The sequence below is a fragment of the Halomonas sp. 113 genome (assembly GCF_904067645.1).
Classification (GTDB): domain Bacteria; phylum Pseudomonadota; class Gammaproteobacteria; order Pseudomonadales; family Halomonadaceae; genus Vreelandella; species Vreelandella titanicae.
Window position 1 is genome coordinate 4,307,080 of sequence record NZ_LR881453.1, and the last position, 20,907, is coordinate 4,327,986.

At 54.7% G+C, this 20,907-nt stretch carries 19 protein-coding genes; 6 read left to right on the forward strand and 13 right to left on the reverse strand.

Annotated elements, in window-relative coordinates:
- The first annotated feature begins 2 nt into the window (after positions 1 to 2).
- The 5 genes from YERSI8AC_RS20230 to YERSI8AC_RS20250 all read left to right on the forward strand — a co-directional run bounded on the left by YERSI8AC_RS20230 (position 3) and on the right by YERSI8AC_RS20250 (position 5,266).
- A complete protein-coding gene (locus tag YERSI8AC_RS20230; RefSeq protein WP_022521846.1) occupies positions 3 to 2,132 on the forward strand; it encodes a hybrid sensor histidine kinase/response regulator in 2,130 nt (709 codons plus the stop codon).
- A 69-nt stretch (positions 2,133 to 2,201) separates the two neighbouring features.
- Positions 2,202 to 2,558 (forward strand): response regulator, encoded by a 357-nt coding sequence (locus tag YERSI8AC_RS20235; RefSeq protein WP_159177399.1) that lies wholly within the window; start codon positions 2,202 to 2,204, stop codon positions 2,556 to 2,558.
- A gap of 69 nt (positions 2,559 to 2,627) precedes the next feature.
- A complete protein-coding gene (locus YERSI8AC_RS20240) occupies positions 2,628 to 4,307 on the forward strand; it encodes a diguanylate cyclase (RefSeq protein WP_022521844.1) in 1,680 nt (559 codons plus the stop codon).
- The gene (locus YERSI8AC_RS20245; RefSeq protein WP_022521843.1) at positions 4,297 to 4,857 is read left to right on the forward strand and encodes a chemotaxis protein CheW; all 561 of its coding nucleotides are present in this window, start codon (positions 4,297 to 4,299) and stop codon (positions 4,855 to 4,857) included. The genes YERSI8AC_RS20240 and YERSI8AC_RS20245 overlap by 11 nt, the downstream gene beginning before the upstream one ends.
- 1 nt (position 4,858) lies before the next feature.
- A complete protein-coding gene (locus tag YERSI8AC_RS20250; RefSeq protein ID WP_022521842.1) occupies positions 4,859 to 5,266 on the forward strand; it encodes a hypothetical protein in 408 nt (135 codons plus the stop codon).
- A gap of 18 nt (positions 5,267 to 5,284) precedes the next feature.
- On the opposite strand, the gene YERSI8AC_RS20255 is transcribed toward YERSI8AC_RS20250, so the two are convergent.
- From YERSI8AC_RS20255 to dctP, 5 genes are all read right to left on the reverse strand, one after another.
- Entirely contained in the window at positions 5,285 to 6,490 is a 1,206-nt protein-coding gene (locus tag YERSI8AC_RS20255; protein WP_159177400.1) for a molybdopterin molybdotransferase MoeA, read from the reverse strand.
- A gap of 215 nt (positions 6,491 to 6,705) precedes the next feature.
- Positions 6,706 to 7,983 (reverse strand): hydroxymethylglutaryl-CoA reductase, degradative, encoded by a 1,278-nt coding sequence (locus tag YERSI8AC_RS20260; protein ID WP_258955994.1) that lies wholly within the window; start codon positions 7,981 to 7,983, stop codon positions 6,706 to 6,708.
- 8 nt (positions 7,984 to 7,991) lie between these two features.
- Positions 7,992 to 9,314 carry a TRAP transporter large permease gene (locus tag YERSI8AC_RS20265; RefSeq protein WP_009285872.1) on the reverse strand — a complete coding sequence of 441 codons (1,323 nt, stop codon included), beginning with the start codon at positions 9,312 to 9,314 and terminating at the stop codon, positions 7,992 to 7,994.
- Positions 9,311 to 9,823, reverse strand: coding sequence for a TRAP transporter small permease subunit (locus YERSI8AC_RS20270; RefSeq protein WP_022521838.1), 513 nt, complete (start codon positions 9,821 to 9,823; stop codon positions 9,311 to 9,313). Before YERSI8AC_RS20270 ends, YERSI8AC_RS20265 begins: the two co-directional genes overlap by 4 nt.
- A 72-nt stretch (positions 9,824 to 9,895) precedes the next feature.
- Positions 9,896 to 10,951 carry a TRAP transporter substrate-binding protein DctP gene (gene dctP, locus YERSI8AC_RS20275; RefSeq protein WP_236557362.1) on the reverse strand — a complete coding sequence of 352 codons (1,056 nt, stop codon included), beginning with the start codon at positions 10,949 to 10,951 and terminating at the stop codon, positions 9,896 to 9,898.
- Positions 10,952 to 11,138: 187 nt separating this feature from the next.
- Here dctP and YERSI8AC_RS20280 point away from each other — a divergent pair, with 187 nt between their 5' ends.
- Positions 11,139 to 12,521 carry an aminotransferase-like domain-containing protein gene (locus YERSI8AC_RS20280; RefSeq protein WP_022521836.1) on the forward strand — a complete coding sequence of 461 codons (1,383 nt, stop codon included), beginning with the start codon at positions 11,139 to 11,141 and terminating at the stop codon, positions 12,519 to 12,521.
- A 131-nt stretch (positions 12,522 to 12,652) separates the two neighbouring features.
- Here the strand turns inward: YERSI8AC_RS20280 and moaB are convergent, their stop codons facing one another.
- From moaB to YERSI8AC_RS20320, 8 genes are all read right to left on the reverse strand, one after another.
- Positions 12,653 to 13,174 (reverse strand): molybdenum cofactor biosynthesis protein B, encoded by a 522-nt coding sequence (gene moaB, locus YERSI8AC_RS20285; protein ID WP_022521835.1) that lies wholly within the window; start codon positions 13,172 to 13,174, stop codon positions 12,653 to 12,655.
- A gap of 5 nt (positions 13,175 to 13,179) precedes the next feature.
- Positions 13,180 to 13,512: a DUF1244 domain-containing protein gene (locus tag YERSI8AC_RS20290; RefSeq protein WP_022521834.1), complete on the reverse strand. Its 333-nt coding sequence runs from the start codon at positions 13,510 to 13,512 to the stop codon at positions 13,180 to 13,182.
- A 103-nt stretch (positions 13,513 to 13,615) separates the two neighbouring features.
- The gene (locus YERSI8AC_RS20295) at positions 13,616 to 14,716 is read right to left on the reverse strand and encodes a formate dehydrogenase subunit gamma (protein ID WP_159177402.1); all 1,101 of its coding nucleotides are present in this window, start codon (positions 14,714 to 14,716) and stop codon (positions 13,616 to 13,618) included.
- A gap of 11 nt (positions 14,717 to 14,727) precedes the next feature.
- Positions 14,728 to 15,342 (reverse strand): formate dehydrogenase FDH3 subunit beta, encoded by a 615-nt coding sequence (gene fdh3B / locus YERSI8AC_RS20300; RefSeq protein ID WP_022521832.1) that lies wholly within the window; start codon positions 15,340 to 15,342, stop codon positions 14,728 to 14,730.
- Between the two features lie 64 nt (positions 15,343 to 15,406).
- A complete protein-coding gene (locus YERSI8AC_RS20305; protein WP_159177403.1) occupies positions 15,407 to 18,259 on the reverse strand; it encodes a molybdopterin-dependent oxidoreductase in 2,853 nt (950 codons plus the stop codon).
- Positions 18,260 to 18,283: 24 nt separating this feature from the next.
- Positions 18,284 to 18,484, reverse strand: a complete 201-nt coding sequence (locus YERSI8AC_RS20310) for a twin-arginine translocation signal domain-containing protein (RefSeq protein ID WP_022521831.1) — start codon at positions 18,482 to 18,484, stop codon at positions 18,284 to 18,286.
- Between the two features lie 66 nt (positions 18,485 to 18,550).
- Positions 18,551 to 19,165, reverse strand: coding sequence for a TorD/DmsD family molecular chaperone (locus tag YERSI8AC_RS20315; RefSeq protein WP_159177404.1), 615 nt, complete (start codon positions 19,163 to 19,165; stop codon positions 18,551 to 18,553).
- 4 nt (positions 19,166 to 19,169) lie between these two features.
- Positions 19,170 to 20,897, reverse strand: coding sequence for a 4Fe-4S dicluster domain-containing protein (locus YERSI8AC_RS20320; protein WP_159177405.1), 1,728 nt, complete (start codon positions 20,895 to 20,897; stop codon positions 19,170 to 19,172).
- Positions 20,898 to 20,907: the final 10 nt, after the last annotated feature.

A 20,907-nucleotide genomic window follows, 5' to 3' on the forward strand; every position in this document is an offset into this window, starting at 1 on the left:
TTATGGCGCTGGATATTCGCCGCTTTATACAACGCTTTGTGGAAGAGGCAGCCGACCACCTGCCCCGCTTGCGAGAAGGAATTAGCGCACTGGAGCAGGGCCATGCTGATCGCGAACAGATCAACGACCTGTTCCGCGCAGCGCATACGCTGAAAGGCTCGTCGCGAATGCTTAAACTGGTGCCAATTACGGCGCTGGCACATAGCACTGAAGAGCTGCTCAGCGCTCTGCGCGACGGCACCCTAACCGCAACGCCAACGGTGACCAGCCTGCTCAGCCAGGCGGTTGACGGTCTTGCTGACTTAGTCAGTCGACTTGCCGAAGGAGCGACAGGTGACGACCTACCCGCGGCTGATGAGGCGCTATGTAGCGCCCTGGAAGCGGCTGCCCTCGGTCAGGCCCCACCCCCGCCCATTACTCCCGCTGAGGCGGCGCCATCCTCTGTGCCTGCGCTACCGTCCTCCTCAACACCGCCTTCCTCCGCTGCGCTGGTGGCGGAGAGCGAACTGCGGCTCAGCGATACTGTGCGGGTTCGCTTGGATCGACTGGACGATGTTATTCGTTTGATGGGCGAAGTGCTTTCCGGCCATCATCATTTACATACCCTGGTTGACCAAGCCCGTGAGCTAAGCATCACACCTCCTGCCGAACAGCAGGGGCCTTTTCACGCCTTTCACCGTGAGCTGAAAGATAGCGTGTTAAGCCACGATTCGCTGATGAGCGACCTACACGACCGCGCACTGCAAATGCGCATGCTGCCGCTAAGCGTGGTGTTTGATCCACTCGCGCATATGTCCCGGGAATTGGCCCAGTCACTCGGCAAACAGGTCGACTGCCGGGTGCGAGGCAGCGAAATCGAACTTGATCGCCAGATGATTGATCGCCTGTCGGATCCGCTTATTCACCTGCTGCGCAATGCCTTGGATCACGGCTTAGAGCTGCCTGCCGAGCGCCAGGTAGCGGGTAAACCTCCCCGTGGGCAGTTGATTATCGAAGCCTGGCAGGATGCTGGCTGGGTGGTGGTAGAGATGCGTGACGACGGCGCGGGTATTTCGCTTGAAGCGGTACGTCAAAAAGCGCTCGCCAAGCAGTTGGTGAGCGAAGAGCAGCTCCATGCACTGAGCGTACAGGAAACGCTAGAGCTTATATTCCTGCCGGGCTTCTCTACCAAGAGCATGATTACCGACTTTTCTGGCCGCGGTGTGGGCATGGATGTAGTCAAGCGCACCGTGGTGGATGAGCTTAACGGCGACCTGCAGCTTGCCAGCGAACGCGGTAGCGGCACCCGCTTTACTCTGCGCCTGCCACTCTCGTTGGCGATGATGCGGGTACTGCTGGTCAGCGTCGGCGGCGTCAACCTAGGGGTAACGGCGCCTTACGTATCAGAGTTGGTAGAGTGCTCATCACAATCATTTATTGATGCTGCGGGTCAGCGCACGCTGATTTTACGCAATGAATTTGTGCCGGTGGTATCGCTAGCCCAACTGCTTGAGCTACCAGAGACGGCGTCCGGTACTGATACTACCCTACTGCTGGTCGTCCACCAGCGGCACCAGAAGCTTGCTCTGATTATTGACTCCCTGATTGATGAACGCGATATGATCATCAAGCCACTGCCCGTACATCTGCGTTATTTACCGCTGGTCTCGGGCATGGTTTCCATGGGACGCAATGCGCTGGTAAGCCTACTCCACGTACCCGCTTTACTGGAAGTCACCCGACACAGTGCCCAACGTGCTAACGAAGAGCGTGCATCCTCCGCTCTCGCGAAACGCATTTTGGTGGTCGACGACTCACTGAATACCCGCGAAATAGAGAAAGATGTACTCGAAGCGTGGGGCTACCACGTTACCCTGGCCGAAAATGGTCGCGACGGATTAGCCAAAGCACTGGCAGAGCCGTTTGATGCCGTACTTACCGACGTTGAGATGCCGGTAATGGATGGCTTTGCGCTGACTGCCCGACTGCGCGAAAATGAGGTTTATCGTTATCGGCCAATTATTATTATCACCTCGCGGGAAAAGGAGGCTGATCGGCGACGCGGTATTGAAGTCGGTGCTGACGCTTATATCGTCAAAGGTAGCTTTGACCAAAACAATTTAGTTGAGACACTCCAGGCCCTACTGGGTTAATCACGAGTGATACTGACACGACTGTTAATGACATAGCCATCAAAGACACAACTACCATGAGGTCATGGAATGCCTATCCTGGTCGTAGACGACGATCCGCTTGCCGGGGAAATGACGGCGGCACTGCTTGAGCATCAGGGCCATGAGACGCTGCTGGCCATTAACGCGATGGAAGCCGTCGAGCAGCTAGATAATCGCAGCGATATCAAGCTGATTGTCAGCGATATGCATATGCCCCTCATCAGTGGGGTAGCACTGCTGGCGATGCTGCGCGAGCAGGCTAATCACCTACCGTTTATTTTACTCACCGGAGACACGCCGGACACAACGCTTCAGCAAACACCAGGCCTGCATGCCTGTTTGCGTAAAGATGCCGAGCTGGCATCCAACCTAGAGGCCGCAGTAAAACAGGCGCTTGATGAGTAACCATCGCTAGAGGGAATGGATCACTGATGGAATGGATCGCCGCTTTCGTTCACTTACGTAGGTAGTTTGATGTCTAAGCCCGCCCCTTCGCTGCACGATAAGCTGAACCAGCTGCGTGAGCGTTTTATTGAGCAGCTTCCGTCCCGCTTAGCGCAAACCGCCGAGCTGTGGCAGCAGAGTCGCACGACGAGCGAAGAACAGGCGCGGCTCGCGCCAGAGCTGCACCGTTTCTTTCATAGTTTGAAAGGAACCGGGAGGTCGCTGGGGTTTGAGCGGCTTGCCCTGCTGGCGGATCAGGCGCAGGAGGCGCTCACTACCTCCCCCGCCCGCGCCGATATCGATACGTTTATCAGTCAATTGCTTCTCCAGATGGGTCACGAGCAGCAGCACCTGCGCTCCCACCACGGTCAACAGCAAGCGCTGGCGGCCGTAAACAGCTTCGAGCTTTCCAGCCAGGTTGAGCCACTGCGCAATAAGCGCCAGCGGTTAATTTATCTGTGCGACGATGAACCCGAGCAGGTCGATCAATTAATCCATCACCTACGCTGCTTTGGTCACGAAGTCGTTCAGTTTATCGATACAGACACATTCTTTAACGCCGTGCTCACTCGTCGCCCTGACGCAGTCATCATGGATGTGCAGTTCCCCCAAGGGCAGACGGCAGGCACTGAAACCCTGACCAGCTTGAACAAACTGACAGGCCAACCGCTTCCTGCCATCGTTTTGTCGGCCCACAGCGACTTTCATTCGCGCCTGAGTGCCGTTCGTGCAGGCTGCGGCGGCTACTTTACCAAACCGGTAAAACCGCTGGATCTGATGCTGGCAGTGGATGAACTGACCGCTCCGGCGGCAGAAGAGCCACTCAAGGTGCTAGTGGTGGATGATGAGCCCGAAGCAGCCGCTTACCACGCTCTGTTGCTTGAAGAGAGCGGAATGCTGACTCATCAGGTTCACCATCCCGCCGATGCACTCACGGTAATGGAGCGCTTTAGCCCCGATTTACTGTTGGTCGATGTGTATATGCCGGTGTGTTCTGGGGAAGAGCTGGCATCGATTATTCGCCAGCAGCCGGAACACCTGGGTCTACCGATTATCTATCTCTCCAGTGAAACCGACAGCCAAAAGCAGATATCCGCTATGTCTGCGGGGGTTGAAGCCTTTCTCACCAAACCCGTTCAGCCCGAAGAGCTGGTCTCTGCCGTGCAACTGCGCGCCGAACGCCTGCGTCTGCTGCGCTCATTAATGACCCGCGACAGCATGACCGGGCTGTATAACCACAGCACCACCACTGAACTGATCAATAAAAACCTCGCTCAGGCGCACCGTGATAATAGCCAGCACGCCATGGCGATGATCGACATTGATCACTTCAAGCATGTCAACGACACCCACGGTCATTTGGCGGGTGACCAGGTAATTATCACCCTGGCAAGACTATTAAAGAGTCGCCTGCGTCTCTCCGATATTATCGGCCGCTACGGCGGAGAAGAGTTTGTTGTGCTGTTAAAGGGCATTAATGCCGAGAAAGCCGCCACATTAATCGATAGCCTGCGCGAGGATTTTGCACTGGTCGATTTTCACGCCGGTGAGGTTCGCTTTCGCTGCACCTTCAGTGCAGGCATTAGCAGCTTCCCCGCACAACCTTCTACCGAGCCGCTGCGTTTAAGCGCCGACCAAGCGCTCTATCGCGCCAAACACCAAGGTCGCAATCAGGTAGTGATATCGCCGGAGCTGGCCGATGACCGCTGAATTTCCCCGCAACGGCGAGGCAAATGACCAGCCGCCCGCTACCCAAACCCTTGACGAGGCATTAGCAGTACACGGCGATGCTGAGGCGGTGGTAGATATTGATGAGCCTACCCAACAGCTAGTGCTCTTCCGGCTCAACGGCCAGCCTTTTGCACTACCCGGCAGCGCGGTGAGTGAAATTCTATCCAGCGACCAACCCGTCTATTACGTGCCAGGACTGCCTTTCTCTACCGAAGGTGTGCTGCACCTGCGGGGCACTATCGAGTCCGTCATTAGCCTGCATCAACTACTCGGTTTACCTGCACCGGAAGGTAACAGTAAGGGGATGATTCTGTTAGTGAGCGCGGCAGGGATTACTAGCGGTGTGCGTATTGAACAGCTTGATGATGTGTGCGAGGTCACTCAAAGTATGCTGCAAGCGCCGCCAGAGACGCTTTCCGGCACGTTGCGCCCTTATGTCAGCGCGCTATGGCAGATAGATGAGCAAGAAGCGCTTGCCCTGCTTGACCCAGAGGCGCTCTTCGACGCCTACCAGCAGGGGCTTGGTTAAAGTGCCCTTGCATCGCGGCCATCATGAACAGGCCCAGGTTGCCTTGGTGCTGTTTTGCGTAGGGCCTTACCGTACCGCCTTGGAAGCGCGCCATGTGCTGGCCATGACCGATCATCCCATGGCACCGCGCACTGCCAATGCTCAAACGCTGCTCTATGAAGGTGGAGACCATGACTCCCCACCTAACCGCTGGCTCACCCTGCGCGACGCTCAAGCAGCCAGCGACAACAACAGCACTTGGCAACTGGGCGTGAGCGGTGACATAACGCTTCAGCAACTGCCGGCCAACACGCTCTACCCGCTGCCTAAACTGCTGCTTTCCCGCCGATTTTCCACGGCGCTATGCGGGTTAACCTTCGTCCAGCAACAGCTAGTACTGCTACTGGATGCCCGCAAGCTTAATCCTTAGCTTTCTCAGCCCCTGCTCTTAGCCAGCCAACCACAAACAGCTAATGGCATCGCCCTCGGCTATGTCGCTATTGGCCGGAATCACTGCAAAAGCATCGGCGTTAATACAGGATGAAAGCACCCCGGAATTCTGATCCTCAAAGGCCGTCGCCGTCACCCCGCTTGGCGTGAACTCAAGCGTTACACGCATATAGTGTTCACGTGGGCCGGTGGAGGTAGCAAACCCCGCTTTCGCGGTCACCGCTGGCAGCGATGTTAGCGCTGGACAACCAAGCATTGCGCCCAGTAAGGGACGTAAAAACAGCCAAGCACCCACAAACCCCGAGACCGGATTGCCTGGCAAACCGACAAACCGCGCCTGGCTGCCGTCATCGCGAGGCAAACGACCCAGTGCTAGCGGCTTACCGGGGCGGATCGCCAGCTTCCACATATCGAGCTGGCCAATCGCTTCCAGCGCAGCTTTGACATGATCCTCTTCGCCGACGCTGACGCCGCCAGTGGTGACCACCAGGTCTGCCTCAGCAGCGGCGGCCGTTAACAGTGCCACGGTGCGGGCATAGTCATCCGGCACACTAACGGTACTCACCACCTCGGCGCCAAAGTTCTCTAACAGGCGCCTAAGCATCGGCCGGTTGGAGTTGTAGAGTTGACCTGGCTTTAGCGGCGTTCCCGGATCAATAATCTCATCGCCCGTCGAAAGCAGCGCCACACGGGGGCGCCGGCGCACGCTTACCTGAGTAATTCCCTGACCTGCCAAGTGGCCAAGGGCCGCTGCTTCGAGCCGCTCACCAGCATCTAATAGTATGCTGCCCTGGCGCACGTCACGCCCTTGGCGGCGGACATTATCACCTGCGGGAATGTCCGCAGGTATCAGCGCACGATCACCGTCAACTTGTACGCGCTCCTGCATCACCACGCAGTCGGCACCGGGAGGAATCTCACCGCCGGTAAAAATACGTGCGCAGCTTCCAGGTGCAAGCGCTTTCGCCTGCGTGCCGGCAGCAATGCGTTGGCTCACCGGCAGCCACTGCCCCGCATCGGCAGCGCGCAAAACGTATCCGTCCATTGCGCTGTTATCGAACGGCGGCACATCCAGCTGTGCGGTGACGGCTTCGGCCAACACACGCCCGGCAGCGGCTTCCAGCGGAACACTCTCTACGTCTATTACGTTGACGTCTGCCAGTAGCGCTTCAAGCGCGGCTGATATCGGCTGCAAGTCACTCATGCTGACCTCGGCCAGGGATGACCAGGTTGGCGAGCATGAACCGGGTATTATGAAGTGATGGCATAGTCGTCTCTAAAACAGAAAAACCGGAGTCGTTAACCTTAAAGAGTAGATTAGCGCTGTAGATAGAATGCCACGATCAACGTTCAGAAACAGCCCGTAGTGGTTACATCTAGCTAGACGACTAGTCAGTTCTATATAAGCTGGCTAAGGCGTTACTGTCGCACCTCGTTGAGAATTTCTTCTGCTACATCGACCCTTACCTTACCAAGCTTCACCAACGCGTCGGCTACTTTCTCAATCTCGTCACCAACCGCACCTGCCATGACCGCAATATTTTTCGCATGGAGTGCCATATGACCCTTTTGGATGCCCGTCGTCGCTAGTGCTTTGAGTGCAGCGAAGTTCTGAGCCAAACCGACTGCAGCAATAGTGCAGGCAAGCCGTTCGGCAGTCGTTATGTTCATTATATCCAGCGCAATACGCGCTGTAGGGTGAGAGCGCGTGGCTCCACCAATTAAGCCTACCGCCAAAGGCATTTCAATAGTGCCGGTCAGGTTTCCGTCAGCATCGGCTTCCCATCGTGTTAATGAGCTGTACTGCCCTGTACGGGCAGCATAAGCATGGGCTCCCGCCTCTACGGCCCGACAATCATTTCCAGTTGCCAGTACCACAGCACTTACCCCATTCATGATGCCTTTGTTATGCGTGGCTGCGCGATAAGGGTCAATATCGGCGAAGTCATAGGCGGCCAATATGCCATCACGAACCTCTGCACCACCAATTTCGTCCAAAGCCCAAGTAGCCCGTGCTCTCGCTAACCGACGATCCGCCAAGTTGGACAAAATACGCAGATAGGTCTTCCCTCCCGTCCATTTTGCAATATGGGGGGCTACGGCTTCCGCCATGGAATTCACTGCGTTAGCGCCCATTGCATCACGAGTATCGACAATCAGATGGGTGACCACCATTGGCCCAGTGCGTCCTTTCAGAACACGCACCTCCATATCACGGAACCCGCCGCCGTGTTTAAGCAAGACCGGATCTGTTTCATCACATATCAACTGAACGTGCGACTTATGCTCTAGTATCTGCAAACGAGCGAATTCAGGATTCGGAACACCCAGCAACTGAACCTGGGCAATCATGTGAGAATTCGACATGTCTGTCTTAAAACCGCCGGTTGAACGGCACTGACGGGCTGCGTTACAGACAGCAGCTACCACCGAAGACTCCTCTGTCGCCATGGGCACTAGGACATCATGCCCATCTACCAGCATATTGGTCGCCACACCCAAAGGAATGTTCATGGTGCCAATGACATTCTCGATCATGGAGTCGGCTGTGGCTGAATCCAGGTTGCCCGTGTTACCCAGGTGCCTGACAACATCCTCGCTCAACCCAGTGACTTCCACTACCTTTTGTAGCCGCTCTTCAGGTGACATTTTGTGCAACCCTGGAATACGAGAAGTCGTTGTAGTCATTGTTTTTATCTCCTTTTTTAAGAGCGTACTTTCTGTGAAAGTTGTTCAGGCAGCCAAGTAACGATTTCGGGAAAAAGCATAAATAAAATTAATGCAATGAGCTGCAAAACTAAGAAGGGTACGATGGCCCGGTATACAGTTCCCATACCAATATCAGGTGGCAGTACTCCCTTTATGTAAAAAAGCGTGTAGCCAAAAGGCGGGGTGATATAACCCATCTGAGCAGTAATAAGGAAAAGCACTCCGAACCAGACCGGATCAAATTGAAAGGCGTTTATGATAGGTAAGAAGACAGGCACACATAAAAGGATGATGCCAATTTCATCCAGGAATAACCCAAGGAAGACTAAAACCAGCATCATGGAAAGCAGTACTAACCAGCGATTCATTTCAAGGTCTTGAATGAATTGTAGAAGCGAGTCCGCCCCGCCAGTGCCGGTGAAGATGGATACAAATATCTTCGCCCCAATCGTGATCCACATAATCATAGTGGTCACACGCAAGGTATCCATAGATGCAGCAGATAAGTTTTTAAATGTCAGCTGCTTCTGAAAGGCCGCTGAAATCAACGCCCCAACAACACCCACTGCTGCTGCCTCGGTGGGCGTGGCAATACCTGCATAGATACTACCCAGCACGGATAAAACAATCAGTACTGGTAGTATCAGAGCTTTAAGAGAACTCAACATCTCCCCTAGGTTTGTCTGCTCTCCAGACTGCCGAGGAGCTAGGTTTGGCTGGATAATTGCTCTCAGAATAATATAAAAAATATACAGTCCTGCCAGTATTATTCCTGGAACAATACCGGCAGCAAACATTTTGCCAACTGATATCTGGGCAGTAGAAGCATATACAATCGTAATAATTGAGGGAGGAATCAGAATGCCTAATGTACCTCCTGCACAGATTGTGCCCAGTGCTAATCGCTGGTCATAACCGCGCTGTAGCATAGATGGCAATGCGAGGATGCCCATTGCCGCAACAGCCGCCCCAACAATGCCGGTCATCGCCGCCATCACCGTACAGATCGCCACGGTACCGACGGCCAATCCTCCCGGCAAACGTCGGAACCAGAGCTCCATTGCACGATATAACGCTTCAATAATACCTGAGCGCTGAAGCACGCTTGCCATCAGCACATAGAGTGGGATAGCCAGCAAGATGTCTGATGTCATTGCATCAAAGGTTTGGAGAACGGTCAGCACTAGTGCATCAGCTCCCCACAGTATGACTGTGAATAAAATTGCCAAAAATGCCAGTACAAATGCTAAAGGCATCCCGCTGAGCAACAATACCAACAGTGAGACAAACATCATTGAAAGGACAAGAGTAGAACTCATGCTTTCACCTCTTGACCTTGAAAACGCTTAACTGCCCAAATAATTTCAGCCAGCGCTTGCATGAGAAGCAATAAAAAAGCGATCGGAATAAGCGCTTTCACCGGCCAGACGGGGGGATTCCAAGAGGTAAATGAAGTTTCACCACTTGCGTAGGCATTCAGCGCTATAGGTAGGCTCTGATCTATAAAAATCACCGTTACTACAACAATCAGCGCATATGTTAGACAGTCTACTAAGCCTGCCAACTTAAACGGCAGTTTACGGTAAAGTATGTCAACGTTGACGTGTCCAGCAGTATGTAGAATATAAGGGCCAGCCAGTAAGAAGTAAGGGCCAAATAATAGTGTCGCAAGCTCCATAGCCCAGGTAGTGGGTGCATTGAAAAAATAGCGGGACACTACTTCGTAGCTGATGACGGCCACCATAATGAAGACAAAAGCCGATACAACCGTGGCCACCCAACGGTTAAGAGCCGTTATAAGGCGGCAGTAGCCAAGAAGAACAGCCATAATTGAACCTCGATGGGAAGGCAATCCGGCCTATTACCGGATTGCCAGCGCGCGGAACCGTAAGGTAGGAACTCAGTCAATCAAGCCAAGTTCTTGCATGAATTCGATTTGGCTATTGAGAATTTCGTTAGCCAATTCGTCATCTCCAGCCGCTCTCCTCCATGCATTCATCGCGGTCGGGCGCCCTTCTGCAATGAGGTCGGGGCTCAAATGGGTGATCTGTACGCCTTGCGCTTCGAACTCTTCGAGAGCAACAGTATCCTGGGCAAGGATGTGCTGCCGTAAAGAAGACGAAATCTCACGGGCAGCCACTTCCAAGGCCGCTTTGTAAGAGTCAGGTAAACTATCGTAAGCCGCTTGGTTCGCTACATAACTGGTAGCTGTCGTGGGTTGGTGAAAGCCAGGTACAGCTATATATCCGGCCACTTCTCCCAAGCCTGCTTCAAAATTAGCGGTCAGGTCGCCGCGATCGGCAAGATCAATGACCCCTTTTTCAAGTGCTTGATACACCTCTGCCGTAGGCAATCCTGTCGTAGACACACCAAATTCGCTCATCACCGTGCTGGCCAAGCCAACGAAACGGCCTTTTTTGCCATCCAGATCATCCAGAGATTCGATAGGAAATTTAGAATGGATGGGTTCTTGCCCATAAACCGTAGGTGCAATGTAGTAGAGACCAGCTGACGCATAGGCCTGACGAGCCAGCTCAATTCCCCCTTTCTCATAGAACCAAGCTTCGTACTGGTCAGACTCAGGAAAACCAAACGGTACTGTGCTGGTGAACGCGAAAGCAGGTATAGAGCCTGCTTCATAGCCGTCAAATGTCTTCATCATCTGGAAGGCACCTGCGCGTACAGCTTCAAATGCTTGGGCCGAGGGCACTAATTGCCCACCGGCGAACAATCGAATTTCAAATTTTCCATCAGTTAATTCGGATACCCGCTCTACGAATTTTTCTTCGTATTCATAGGGCGTTGTCCCCGCATCCCAAAGCGCCTGCATTCGCCAGTTTACGCTGGGCAGATCCTCGGCAATAGCAACAGAAGGAGCCACACAGGCTGTCATAGCGGACACAGCTGCGACTGTTTTTAAAAATAACCAGCTTTTATTTATGGTTGTTAAGTTCACGATGCTCTCCATTGTGAATGGCAGTGCTACTAGCGCTAACTAGAGACTGCTGCATCACCGATTATTGTTAGAAATAAAACATACTCTTATCTTAAGTTAGGGTGATAGAGAAAACTGGACAAGGTACAATATTCAAAATTGACCCATGTACTGTACCCTTTAATTAATGGGTACAATTGAGCCTTTTATGAAGCAAAAACCACCTCGAGCACAACAAGTCGCCAATACAGTTATTGAGCGCATTGAGCAGGGACAGCTAACGGCGGGGACAAGATTACCCTCCATTCGCAATGCAACCCTGAGCTTTGGGGTTTCAAAAAATACTATAATTGATGCTTATGACCGCTTAGTCGCGACTGGGTATATCAGCCCTCGGCGCGGCTCTGGCTTTTATGTGGAAGCAACCAGACCAGCTCACCCAGCTATCAAGCCTGAACATTTTACTGAAGCGGTCGACTTGGTTTCTCTATTAAGAGAACAATTGAATCAGCATTATGAAGTCAGAGCCGGAGATGGACGTCTGCCGGCAAGTTGGATGGAAAGCTCGGACATACGCCGCTATTTCAAACGCAGCAATCAGGATAATGACGCCAGAGATGAGTTCGAATACGGCAACCCTCAGGGATTGATCGGCCTGCGAGAAGATATCGCCAGAACGCTAAACGATCGTGCAATTAGCGTTCATCCAAATCAAATCTTGATGACGTTCGGTGCCAACCATGCCCTCGACCTGATTGTTAGGCATTTTGTAGAGCCCGGTGAAGTGGTGCTAGTTGAAAGCCCTGGTTATTACCCAATGTTTGGTAAATTACGCCTACAGCGTGCCAAAACCATCGGCATCACTAGAGGACCTCAAGGACTGGATCTCGATATGCTGGAACAGAGTATCCGGGAATACCGGCCAAGGCTTTTGTTTGTTCAGCCTATGGCTCACAACCCTACCGGCACATCCATGTCTCTCCAGAATATGCATGCCTTATTACGTATCGCTGAACAGCATGATTTAACCATCATTGAAGACGATCCTTTTGGTGATATTCTCCCCCGATCAACGCCTCACCTTGCTTCGCTCGATGGCCTTAACCGAGTCATATACGTTGGCACTTTTTCCAAAACGCTATCTGCCAGTATGCGTTGTGGCTACATTGCAGCTAATCAGACGCTGGTTCGGTCACTGATTGATATTAAAATGCTCACGGTGGTTACCAGTTCAAGCATTATTGAAAGGATGATCCATGAAATGATCATTCATGGTCGCTATCGTCGCCAAATGACTCGTTTACGCGAGAGAGTGGCCAAGGCTAGCGCAGCAGCGATCTCCTCGTTGAAAAATATTGGTTTCAAGCAAATTCAGCCACCCACCGGGAGTTACTACATTTGGTGCCCTTTACCAAAAAGCGTAGACGGCCTTGAGCTAGCAAAAAAAGCCTCTGCACAGGGGATTTTCCTAGCACCTGGAAATTTGTTTACTTTAGGCAATGACGAGTCAGGGTCAGCTCTTCGAATCAATATTGCTCTAGCGAATCACCCTTTATTACTAAACTTTCTAAAGGAAGAAGCACTGAGCTAGCCGGTTAAAACCAATGCAGCTATTGCATTGACACTAACTTTCAAGAGCGCGACGACAGCGCAACCCCAATACAAGTCGCCACGCAAACTTGTTGCTACAGCAAGCGGCAGCCTGGAAAATATGCCACTCATTCAACCATGCTGGCCTCGACCTGGGATGACCAGATTAGCGAAGTTGCAGGGTTTGTGGCGGCTATCCAATTGCTCTGCCAGAATGCCGTCCCAGCCGGTGCGGCAGGCGCCGGTTGAGCCAGGCAGGCAGAACACTACCGTGGCGTTGGCTAAGCCGCCGAGGCAGCGGCTCTGGATGGTGGAACTGCCAATTTCCTCACCACTTAGCTGACGAAAGCGTTCTCCAAAGCCTTCGATGCGCTTATCCAGCAGCACCGAGATGGCTTCAGGGGTAGAGTCACGCCCAGTGAAGCCAGTGCCTCCGGTGGTGATGACTACCTGCACATCCGCCTCGGCGATCCAGTTCGCGACCACCGCACGAATACGATAGACATCGTCAGGCACTATGCGCTTTTCAACGAGAGTATGACCGGCGTTGGTTAACCGCTCGACCAAGGCTTGACCGCTCCGATCCGTCTCTTCCGTGCGGGTATCCGAGACCGTGAGTACGGCTATGTTGAGGGGCACCATTGGCTCACTCATTGACGTCACCCTTGTTTGGCTGCTTTCTTTTTGGCGTGGTGAGCTTCCCAGGCCGCCATTTGCTCAGGCGTAGCGGGCGGCTGGTAAAGCTCCTTCCACTCGCTGTAAGGCATACCGTAAACGTACTCACGTGCCTCTTCGTAACTGAGGCTTTCATCCCGCGCTTCCGCGGCGCTAACCAGCCATTTCGATAAGCAGTTGCGGCAAAAGTCCGCCAGGATCATCAGGTCGATATTCTGGACATCTTTGTTATCGTCCAGATGCTGTAGCAAGCGGCGAAACGCGGCGGCTTCAAGCTCGGTGCGCGTGGTTGGGTCTAACTCATCAAACGCTGACATAACCGTTCCTCTCATACATGGCTTGGGTTATTTAATAACTTAAGGTGAAGCATAACAAAAGACACCGCCGAAAGGCGGTGTCTTAGCGACCATTAAATGCTTATTAACTGGTTCGCGTTGCCGACGGTTCACTGCTGCCGCTAGATGACTTGCGGGCCGCCACCTCTTGTTCCGATAGCGTTTGGTCTTTGACCTCTTCGTACCAAAGATTATGGTGCTCTTTGGCCCAGGTCTCATCCACATAGCCCGTGGTCATACCTTCTAGCGCGCCTTCGGTACCCAACGTGCCGATATAGATATGGCCGAGGGAAACCGCCGTAAGCCCCAATGCGCCCACTGCGTGGATAATATTGGCCCACTGCATGGTGTCACGGCCCTGGTCGAAGTTGGGGAAGTCGAGCACGAAGCCACTGGCAACCACTAAGATTCCCACCGTCGCTAACAGCCAGTACCAGGCTTTTTCACCACCGTTGGCAAAACCAGCATCCACATGCTTTTTGCCAATCATACCGCCGCCTTTCTTGAACCATACCCAGTCGTGCTTTTTGGGAATATTGTCTTTGATCAAGCTGATCAGCAGGATCACCAGTAGAATGCCAAAGATCGGCCCCAGGTAGTTATGCAGCACTTTTGTCGCCGCAATCATCCAGGCCCAAATCCCATCGCCAAACAGTGGGCGGAACACGAATTTACCGAACAGCAGCGTCATCCCAGTCAGCGCCAGAATGATAAACAGCGTTGCTACCGTCCAGTGCAGCGCGCGTTTCATCAGCGTCCAACGCAAAAGTAGACGCCCCGTGCGTGGCGCCTCAAGCTCTTTACGCCCGACAATGAAGTAGAACAGCGCGATCAGCGCCGCCATGCCAAATACCGCAATCAAACCAAACGGCGACACCCAGCGGTTGCGAATCTGCCGCCAGGTTTCACCGCTTGCATTGATCAAGCTGTAGTCGCTTTCATAACGCGAGTCACGGTAGTTAGGCCCGGTCTCTCCACTACGTACCTGACGCCACTGGTCGGCGGTAATGCCGGGGGCAGCGGTGTTCATTTCACGGTCAGGATCCGCTTGAGCCAACGCCACTTGCGTGAAGCCGAGGCTAAGCACCAGAGCAAACGCCACCAACATAAAGCGCCAAATACCCAGGGCGAGCCCTTTACCTGAGCGTGGCACCCCACCGGATGCCTGTGCAGTCAACAGGTTCATGACACGCCTCCTTACCCTTTATGGGCAGCATCATAGGCTAGGTTGTCGGCACTGGCCTGAGGGTTATTAGACCAGGCGCCATCTTTGTGCCCGCGATGGACAACACGCTGACGGAAGATATCGGCCACGTCTTGGGCATCACCGGCAAGCAGCGCTTTGGTGGAGCACATCTCAGCACACAGCGGCAGTTTACCTTCGGCAATACGGTTGGAACCGTACTTCTCGTACTCCTCTTCTTTGCTTTCGGCCGGGCCGCCCGCGCAGAAGGTACATTTGTCCATCTTGCCGCGCTCACCAAAGGCATCCTGCTGGGGAAACTGCGGGGCGCCAAACGGGCAGGCGTAGAGGCAGTAACCACAGCCGATGCAGAGGTCTTTGTCGTGCAGCACGATGCCGTCATCGGTTTTGTAGAAGCAGTCGGTGGGGCACACCGCCATGCAAGGGGCGTCGTCACAGTGCATGCAGGCGACGGAGATGGACATTTCATCCGCTTCACCGTCGTTGAGCGTGACCACGCGACGGCGCTGAATGCCCCACTCGACATCGTTGGCATTTTTACAGGCGGTGACGCAGCCGTTGCACTCAATGCAGCGTTCGGCGTCACACATAAATTTCATTTGAGCCATGGTGTTCTCCTCATGCCGGTGCGGGATGGCTCCCGCACCGCCGTGCTGTCAGGTCGGTCGAAGCTTAAGCCCGCTCAATGCGGCAGATGGTGCACTTGGTCTCTTGCATCAGTGTCACCGGGTCATAGCCGTAGGTGGTGGCGGTATTGGCCGCCTCACCAATGATGTACGGATCAGACCCATCCGGGTAACGGTCACGCAGGCTTTCGCCCTGGAACATGCCGCCAAAGTGGAACGGCATAAACGCTACGTTACGATCGACGCGAGGCGTGACCAGGGCTTTGACCTTCACACGGCCCCCTTCTGCCCCTTCTACCCAAACATCGTCACCATCTTTGATGCTGAGGTCGTTGGCGTCCGCCGGGTTAATTTCGACAAACATCTCCTGCTGCAGCTCGGCAAGCCACGACATGGAGCGCGTCTCTTCACCGCCACCTTCATACTCAACCAGGCGCCCAGAGGTGAGAATCATTGGATACTCGCCAGTGTTGTCGCGATCCTGAATGGTTTTGTACATGGTCGGCAGGCGCATGATGGAGTCGAAGTCGTCCCAAGTAGGGAAGCGTTCAACCAAATCGCGACGCGTGGTGTAGAGCGGCTCACGGTGCTTCGGCACTTGGTCGGGGAAAGTCCAGACCACAGCGCGTGCCTTGGCGTTGCCGTAAGGCGCGCAGCCATGCTCAATGGTGACACGCTGGATACCGCCAGAGAGGTCGGTTTTCCAGTTTTTGCCTTCCGCCGCCTGTTTCTCTTCGGCGGTCAGGTCGTCCCACCAGCCTAGGTCTTTGAGCAGTTGGTCGTTGAACTCTGGATAGCCGTCGTCGATATCGCCACCTACCGGCGCTGAACCTTCCGCCAGAAGGTTGACGCCGTCACGCTCGATACCAAAACGGGCACGGAAGCCCATGCCACCTTCCATCACCGGCACGCTGGTGTCGTAAAGGTTAGGCGAGCCTGGGTGGCCGAACTCTGGCGTGCCCCAGCAGGGCCACGGCAAGCCGTAGTAATCACCGTCCGCCGGGCCGCCCTCTGCGCGCAGATTCTCGAAGCTGAACGTGTGCCAGTTTTTCTGGTGCTCTTTGAGGCGTTCGGGGCTTTGCCCGGTGTAACCGACCGTCCACATACCGCTGTTGATTTCGCGCAGAATGTCATCGATGAGCGGCTCGTCGCCGTTCATCTGGTAGTTCTTGACCAACTCATTACCGAAGCCCAGCTTACGAGCAAACAGGTACATGATTTCGTGGTCGGGCTTGGACTCAAACAGCGGCTCAATCACGCGGTCACGCCACTGAATCGAGCGGTTAGTCGCGGTGACACTGCCTGTGGTTTCGAACTGGGTGGCCGCTGGCAGCAGATACACGCCGTCGCTGCGGTCATGCATAACCGAAGCAACGGTAGGATAAGGGTCAACGATGACCATCATCTCAAGCTTCTGCATCGCTTTTTGCATCTCGACGCCGCGAGTCTGGGAGTTAACCGCGTGGCCCCAGTAGAACATTGCTTTCAGCGCGGTACGCTGGGAGATATTCTCGTCCTCTTCGAGCACGCCATCGACCCAGCGCGATACGGTAATACCGGCAGTGTACATGGGCTTACCATCGGCATACTCGGTATCGTCATAGCGGCCTTTAAGCCACTCGTAGTCGAGATCCCACACCTGCGCCCAGTGCTGCCAGGCACCTTCCGCCAAACCGTAGTAACCAGGCAATGAATCGCAGCCAAGGCCCAGGTCGGTCGCCCCCTGTACGTTATCATGGCCACGCAGGATGTTAGCGCCGCCGCCCGCCACACCGATATTCCCCAGCGCCAACTCAAGAATGCAGTAAGCGCGGGTATTGTTGTTGCCGGTGGTGTGCTGGGTGCCGCCCATACACCAGACCACACAGCCAGGCCGGTTGTCGGAGAGGCGTTTAGCGACATCGTACATTTCGGCTTCGGGGACACCGGTGACTTCTTCTACAACGCTGGGCGGGAAGTTGGCGACTTCAGCGCGTACTTCATCCATACCGTAAACACGCTGATTGATGTACTCGTTGTCTTCCCAGCCATTTTCAAAAATGTGCCATAACAAGCCCCAAATATAGGCGACGTCCGAACCGGGACGTAGACGCACATATTTGTTGGCCTTGGCGGCAGTACGGGTAAAGCGCGGGTCGGCGACGATGATGTCGCAATTGTTGCGCTCTTTGGCGATCAGGATATGCTGCATCGCCACCGGGTGCGCTTCACTGGGGTTGGAGCCAATGAACAGAATCGCCCTGCTGTTATGCATATCGTTGAGCGAGTTGGTCATCGCTCCATAACCCCAGGTATTCGCCACGCCCGCCACAGTGGTGGAGTGGCAGATACGCGCCTGGTGATCGGTATTGTTGGTGCCCCACAGCGAGGCAAGCTTGCGCATTAAATACGCCTGCTCGTTGCTGAACTTCGCCGAGCCCAGCCAGTAAACGCTATCCGGGCCGTGCTCTTCGCGCAGCTCAAGCAGTTTGTCACCAATCTCGTTAATGGCGTCATCCCAGCTCATACGCTCCCACTCACCCGCGACCAACTTCATCGGGTACTTGAGGCGCCGCGTGGAGTGGCCGTGCTGGCGTAGTGAAGCGCCTTTCGCGCAGTGCGCACCCCGATTGATAGGGTGATCAAAAGCGGGTTCTTGCTTAGTCCAAATGCCCTCTTGAACTTCGGCGTAAACGCCACAACCTACCGAACAGTGGGAGCAGATGGTGCGTTTGGTCTCGACCGGCGAGTCCAGCACGGGGGTTTTGTCGGCTGCTTCTGAGCGCTGCATCATGGGCGCACTCATAAAGCCAACGGCGGCCATTCCACCAGTGGCTGCACCGCTGCGTTTGAGGAACTGGCGACGGGAAATACCCAGCCCTGAGGCCTTGGGGGTGTCTGTTTTGCGAGTTAAGCGCATGGCAAATCTCCTGGCATTCCGCCGTCAGTCACGCAGCGAGGCGTAATAAGCACGGACGTGATCGGTCTCACGGTAGTTAACCGTTGGTTTTTCGTTTTTTACCGGGGCAGTGTCAGCCTGTGCCAGAGTGACATGACCGACTGCTGCCGCGGCGCCAGCAGCGGCGGTTCCCAACCCAACGGTTTTCATAAACCGGCGGCGCTCAGCGTTGTGTGACGGTTGCATGGGTTTCTCCTCTTGCATGCTTTTTTGTGCGGGTCTTTTTTTGCTGTTTCTTTTATGAAGCCTGCGTTAAGGCTCAAGAATACGCACTGGCGTATGGCCCGCATCAACCCTCAAGCGAGCCTGTTCGCTCTCCATAAAAGCGCTACCCAACTGCCCCAGCGCTGCATAGAAAGCGGTGTCTACCTGCCCCAAGTCGGCAAAACAGCTGGCCGCCCAGGGGGCTAAATGTTGGCTAAAGAAATAGCTTTGTTCAGAACTTTCAGCGTCAATCAGCATCGCCATCACTTCACACAGAGCAGCCAGATGATCTTCCGGATCACGGGTATGCTCACTGCGTTCAAAGCCAAGCACTTTTAGGTCTTGGCGCAGCGCCACCAGCGCCGCCTCCATCAATTCGCCATTGCGGTACCAGGAAGCGTAGGGCACCACCTCACCTTGAATCACACCGACCAAGTGGCGAAAGTGAGCTCGCTGCAGTCTCTCAGCATCCGCACCGTTGGCCGCTACCGCCAACGACTGCCAGCACTCTGCCAGGCGGCTACCATCTTGCTCGATAGTTAGCTCAGCCAACCAGTCGAGCAGTTCTGGATCTGGCGCTTGGCGCAGTAGCGTGGCTAACAGCCGGTAGATATCGGCGCGTAGCGCATCCGCTTCTTTGAGCGTAGGCAGTGCATCCGTCATCGGCTTATACCTTCAGTTGCGCGTCAGGGTCGCGAATCATGGTTTTCCAGACATCTTTTACCCGGCAGTCTTCGCACATTTCCAGGCGGATCATCGCCTCGCCGGCGAAGTAGGGGTGGTTAGCCAATTTCTGTTTAATAGTAGCGACCGTGCTGACAGTGGCAAACGGCTTACCGCAGTTGATGCACTCAAAGGCCGCTTCTTCGTGACAGATGTGGCGCGTTTCGCGGGCATCGGATGCCAGGAAGCCGGGCATCAAAGTAATCGCATTTTCCGGGCAAGCCTGCTCACACAAACCACACTGCACACAGTCCGCTTCAAGGAAGCTCAGCGCGGGCGTGTTGCCGCCTGACTTTAATGCCGGAGTCGGGCAGTTGCTGACACAGGCGTGGCAGAGCGTGCAGGCATCGCTATCGACTTGAATGGCGCCGTAGGCAGCGCCTGTCGGCACGGCAACCCGCTCGCTGCTGGGGTTACCCAGTTCGGCCAGCCGGGCCAGCACGCGGTTCAAACGCGCACGCTTTTCTGGCTCAGGCAGGCTTAGCGGTGACTCTGTCAACGGCGTGAGTGCCGGTAGCGCATCCCTGCCTGCATCATCGGCTATCTCGATCAGCTTTATGCGAGCACGGTCATGGCCTAGGGCGTCCAATAGGGCATGCGCTTGAGTGAGCTGATCGGTCAAAAAGGCACTTAAGCGGGCGGGCATATTGGGGTGCAGTTGGATACGCACTTCGGCGGCACCGGCGGCCAGAGCGGTTAGCCACTGGTCGTGCCCCGCTGCTCCCAGCTCCTCAAGCGGTGCATCGATGACATGACCTGCGGGCACTACGCCCGCTGCGCGCTCAGCATCTTGGGAATCATGGGTAATAAAACGCAGCACCGGCGCTTGACCACCCGCTTCGCGGTAGGCGCCCAGCCAAGCAGAGAGCGTATCCTGCTGGCGGCGCGTTTCCGGTAGGCGAAATTCGATAGCGCCAGTGGGACAGGCACTGGTGCAACTGCCCACGCCTTGGCAGAGAAAGGGATCAATCTCGATGTGAGATTCAATCCGCCCCTGAATGCTGGAGATGGCATCCGCGGGGCAAACATCCAAACAGCGGGTACAGCCAATGTTGCCGCTGGTAGAGTGGGCACATAAGTCGCTGTTGACCTGGAAGTAGCGCGGCTTGTCGAATTCGCCCACTAGCCCTACAAAATCGTCAAGGGTATCACTGCGTTGCTCAACGTTTTGCCACTGCATCACCACATAACCTGGCGGAGGTAACTCAACGGGTAGGCGAGGAGTGGTATTTAAATCCAGGATGAGGTCGAACGCCTCTCGCTCGATCAACGCACGGGCTAGATCAAGCGGCTCATCACCACCAATTACCGCTTTGAACATGCCCAAATGGCCGCTAATGTGCAGCTTTTCAGCCTGGGCATTAGTTAGCGCCTGGGTGGTGAGGATCTCGGTGGCAGCAAGCAAGTCGCTATCGTTTACCCCGTCGTCAACATTTGCGGCGTTGGGCGCGGTGAAAACCAGCGTCAATGAAGCCAAACCACGCCCTTGCAGAATACGCGCGGCTTGTCGGGTATCGCGCTCACTGCCGAGCAGCAGCGCATGACCACGGCTGTGATAGGTCACATTGGCAGGCGTTAGGTTAGCGGGCCACGAGATACGCTGGCGTACCGTCTCCCGAGCCTCGGCATTGCGCTGGTCGTCTAGCGACGCCAGTTGGATTCGTTGATTCATGCGCTCTCAC

Excerpts from the sequence above, each read along its gene's own strand:
- YERSI8AC_RS20240 (WP_022521844.1), top strand. The coding sequence starts at position 2,628 with ATGTCTAAGCCCGCCCCTTCGCTGCACGATAAGCTGAACCAGCTGCGT.
- YERSI8AC_RS20235 (WP_159177399.1), top strand. The coding sequence starts at position 2,202 with ATGCCTATCCTGGTCGTAGACGACGATCCGCTTGCCGGGGAAATGACG.
- fdh3B (WP_022521832.1), bottom strand. The coding sequence starts at position 15,342 with ATGGCTCAAATGAAATTTATGTGTGACGCCGAACGCTGCATTGAGTGC.
- YERSI8AC_RS20305 (WP_159177403.1), bottom strand. The coding sequence starts at position 18,259 with ATGCGCTTAACTCGCAAAACAGACACCCCCAAGGCCTCAGGGCTGGGT.
- YERSI8AC_RS20265 (WP_009285872.1), bottom strand. The coding sequence starts at position 9,314 with ATGAGTTCTACTCTTGTCCTTTCAATGATGTTTGTCTCACTGTTGGTA.
- YERSI8AC_RS20310 (WP_022521831.1), bottom strand. The coding sequence starts at position 18,484 with ATGCAACCGTCACACAACGCTGAGCGCCGCCGGTTTATGAAAACCGTT.
- YERSI8AC_RS20295 (WP_159177402.1), bottom strand. The coding sequence starts at position 14,716 with ATGAACCTGTTGACTGCACAGGCATCCGGTGGGGTGCCACGCTCAGGT.
- YERSI8AC_RS20270 (WP_022521838.1), bottom strand. The coding sequence starts at position 9,823 with ATGGCTGTTCTTCTTGGCTACTGCCGCCTTATAACGGCTCTTAACCGT.
- YERSI8AC_RS20320 (WP_159177405.1), bottom strand. The coding sequence starts at position 20,897 with ATGAATCAACGAATCCAACTGGCGTCGCTAGACGACCAGCGCAATGCC.
- YERSI8AC_RS20315 (WP_159177404.1), bottom strand. The coding sequence starts at position 19,165 with ATGACGGATGCACTGCCTACGCTCAAAGAAGCGGATGCGCTACGCGCC.
- YERSI8AC_RS20290 (WP_022521834.1), bottom strand. The coding sequence starts at position 13,512 with ATGTCAGCGTTTGATGAGTTAGACCCAACCACGCGCACCGAGCTTGAA.
- YERSI8AC_RS20255 (WP_159177400.1), bottom strand. The coding sequence starts at position 6,490 with ATGAGTGACTTGCAGCCGATATCAGCCGCGCTTGAAGCGCTACTGGCA.
- YERSI8AC_RS20280 (WP_022521836.1), top strand. The coding sequence starts at position 11,139 with ATGAAGCAAAAACCACCTCGAGCACAACAAGTCGCCAATACAGTTATT.
- YERSI8AC_RS20230 (WP_022521846.1), top strand. The coding sequence starts at position 3 with ATGGCGCTGGATATTCGCCGCTTTATACAACGCTTTGTGGAAGAGGCA.
- moaB (WP_022521835.1), bottom strand. The coding sequence starts at position 13,174 with ATGAGTGAGCCAATGGTGCCCCTCAACATAGCCGTACTCACGGTCTCG.
- YERSI8AC_RS20245 (WP_022521843.1), top strand. The coding sequence starts at position 4,297 with ATGACCGCTGAATTTCCCCGCAACGGCGAGGCAAATGACCAGCCGCCC.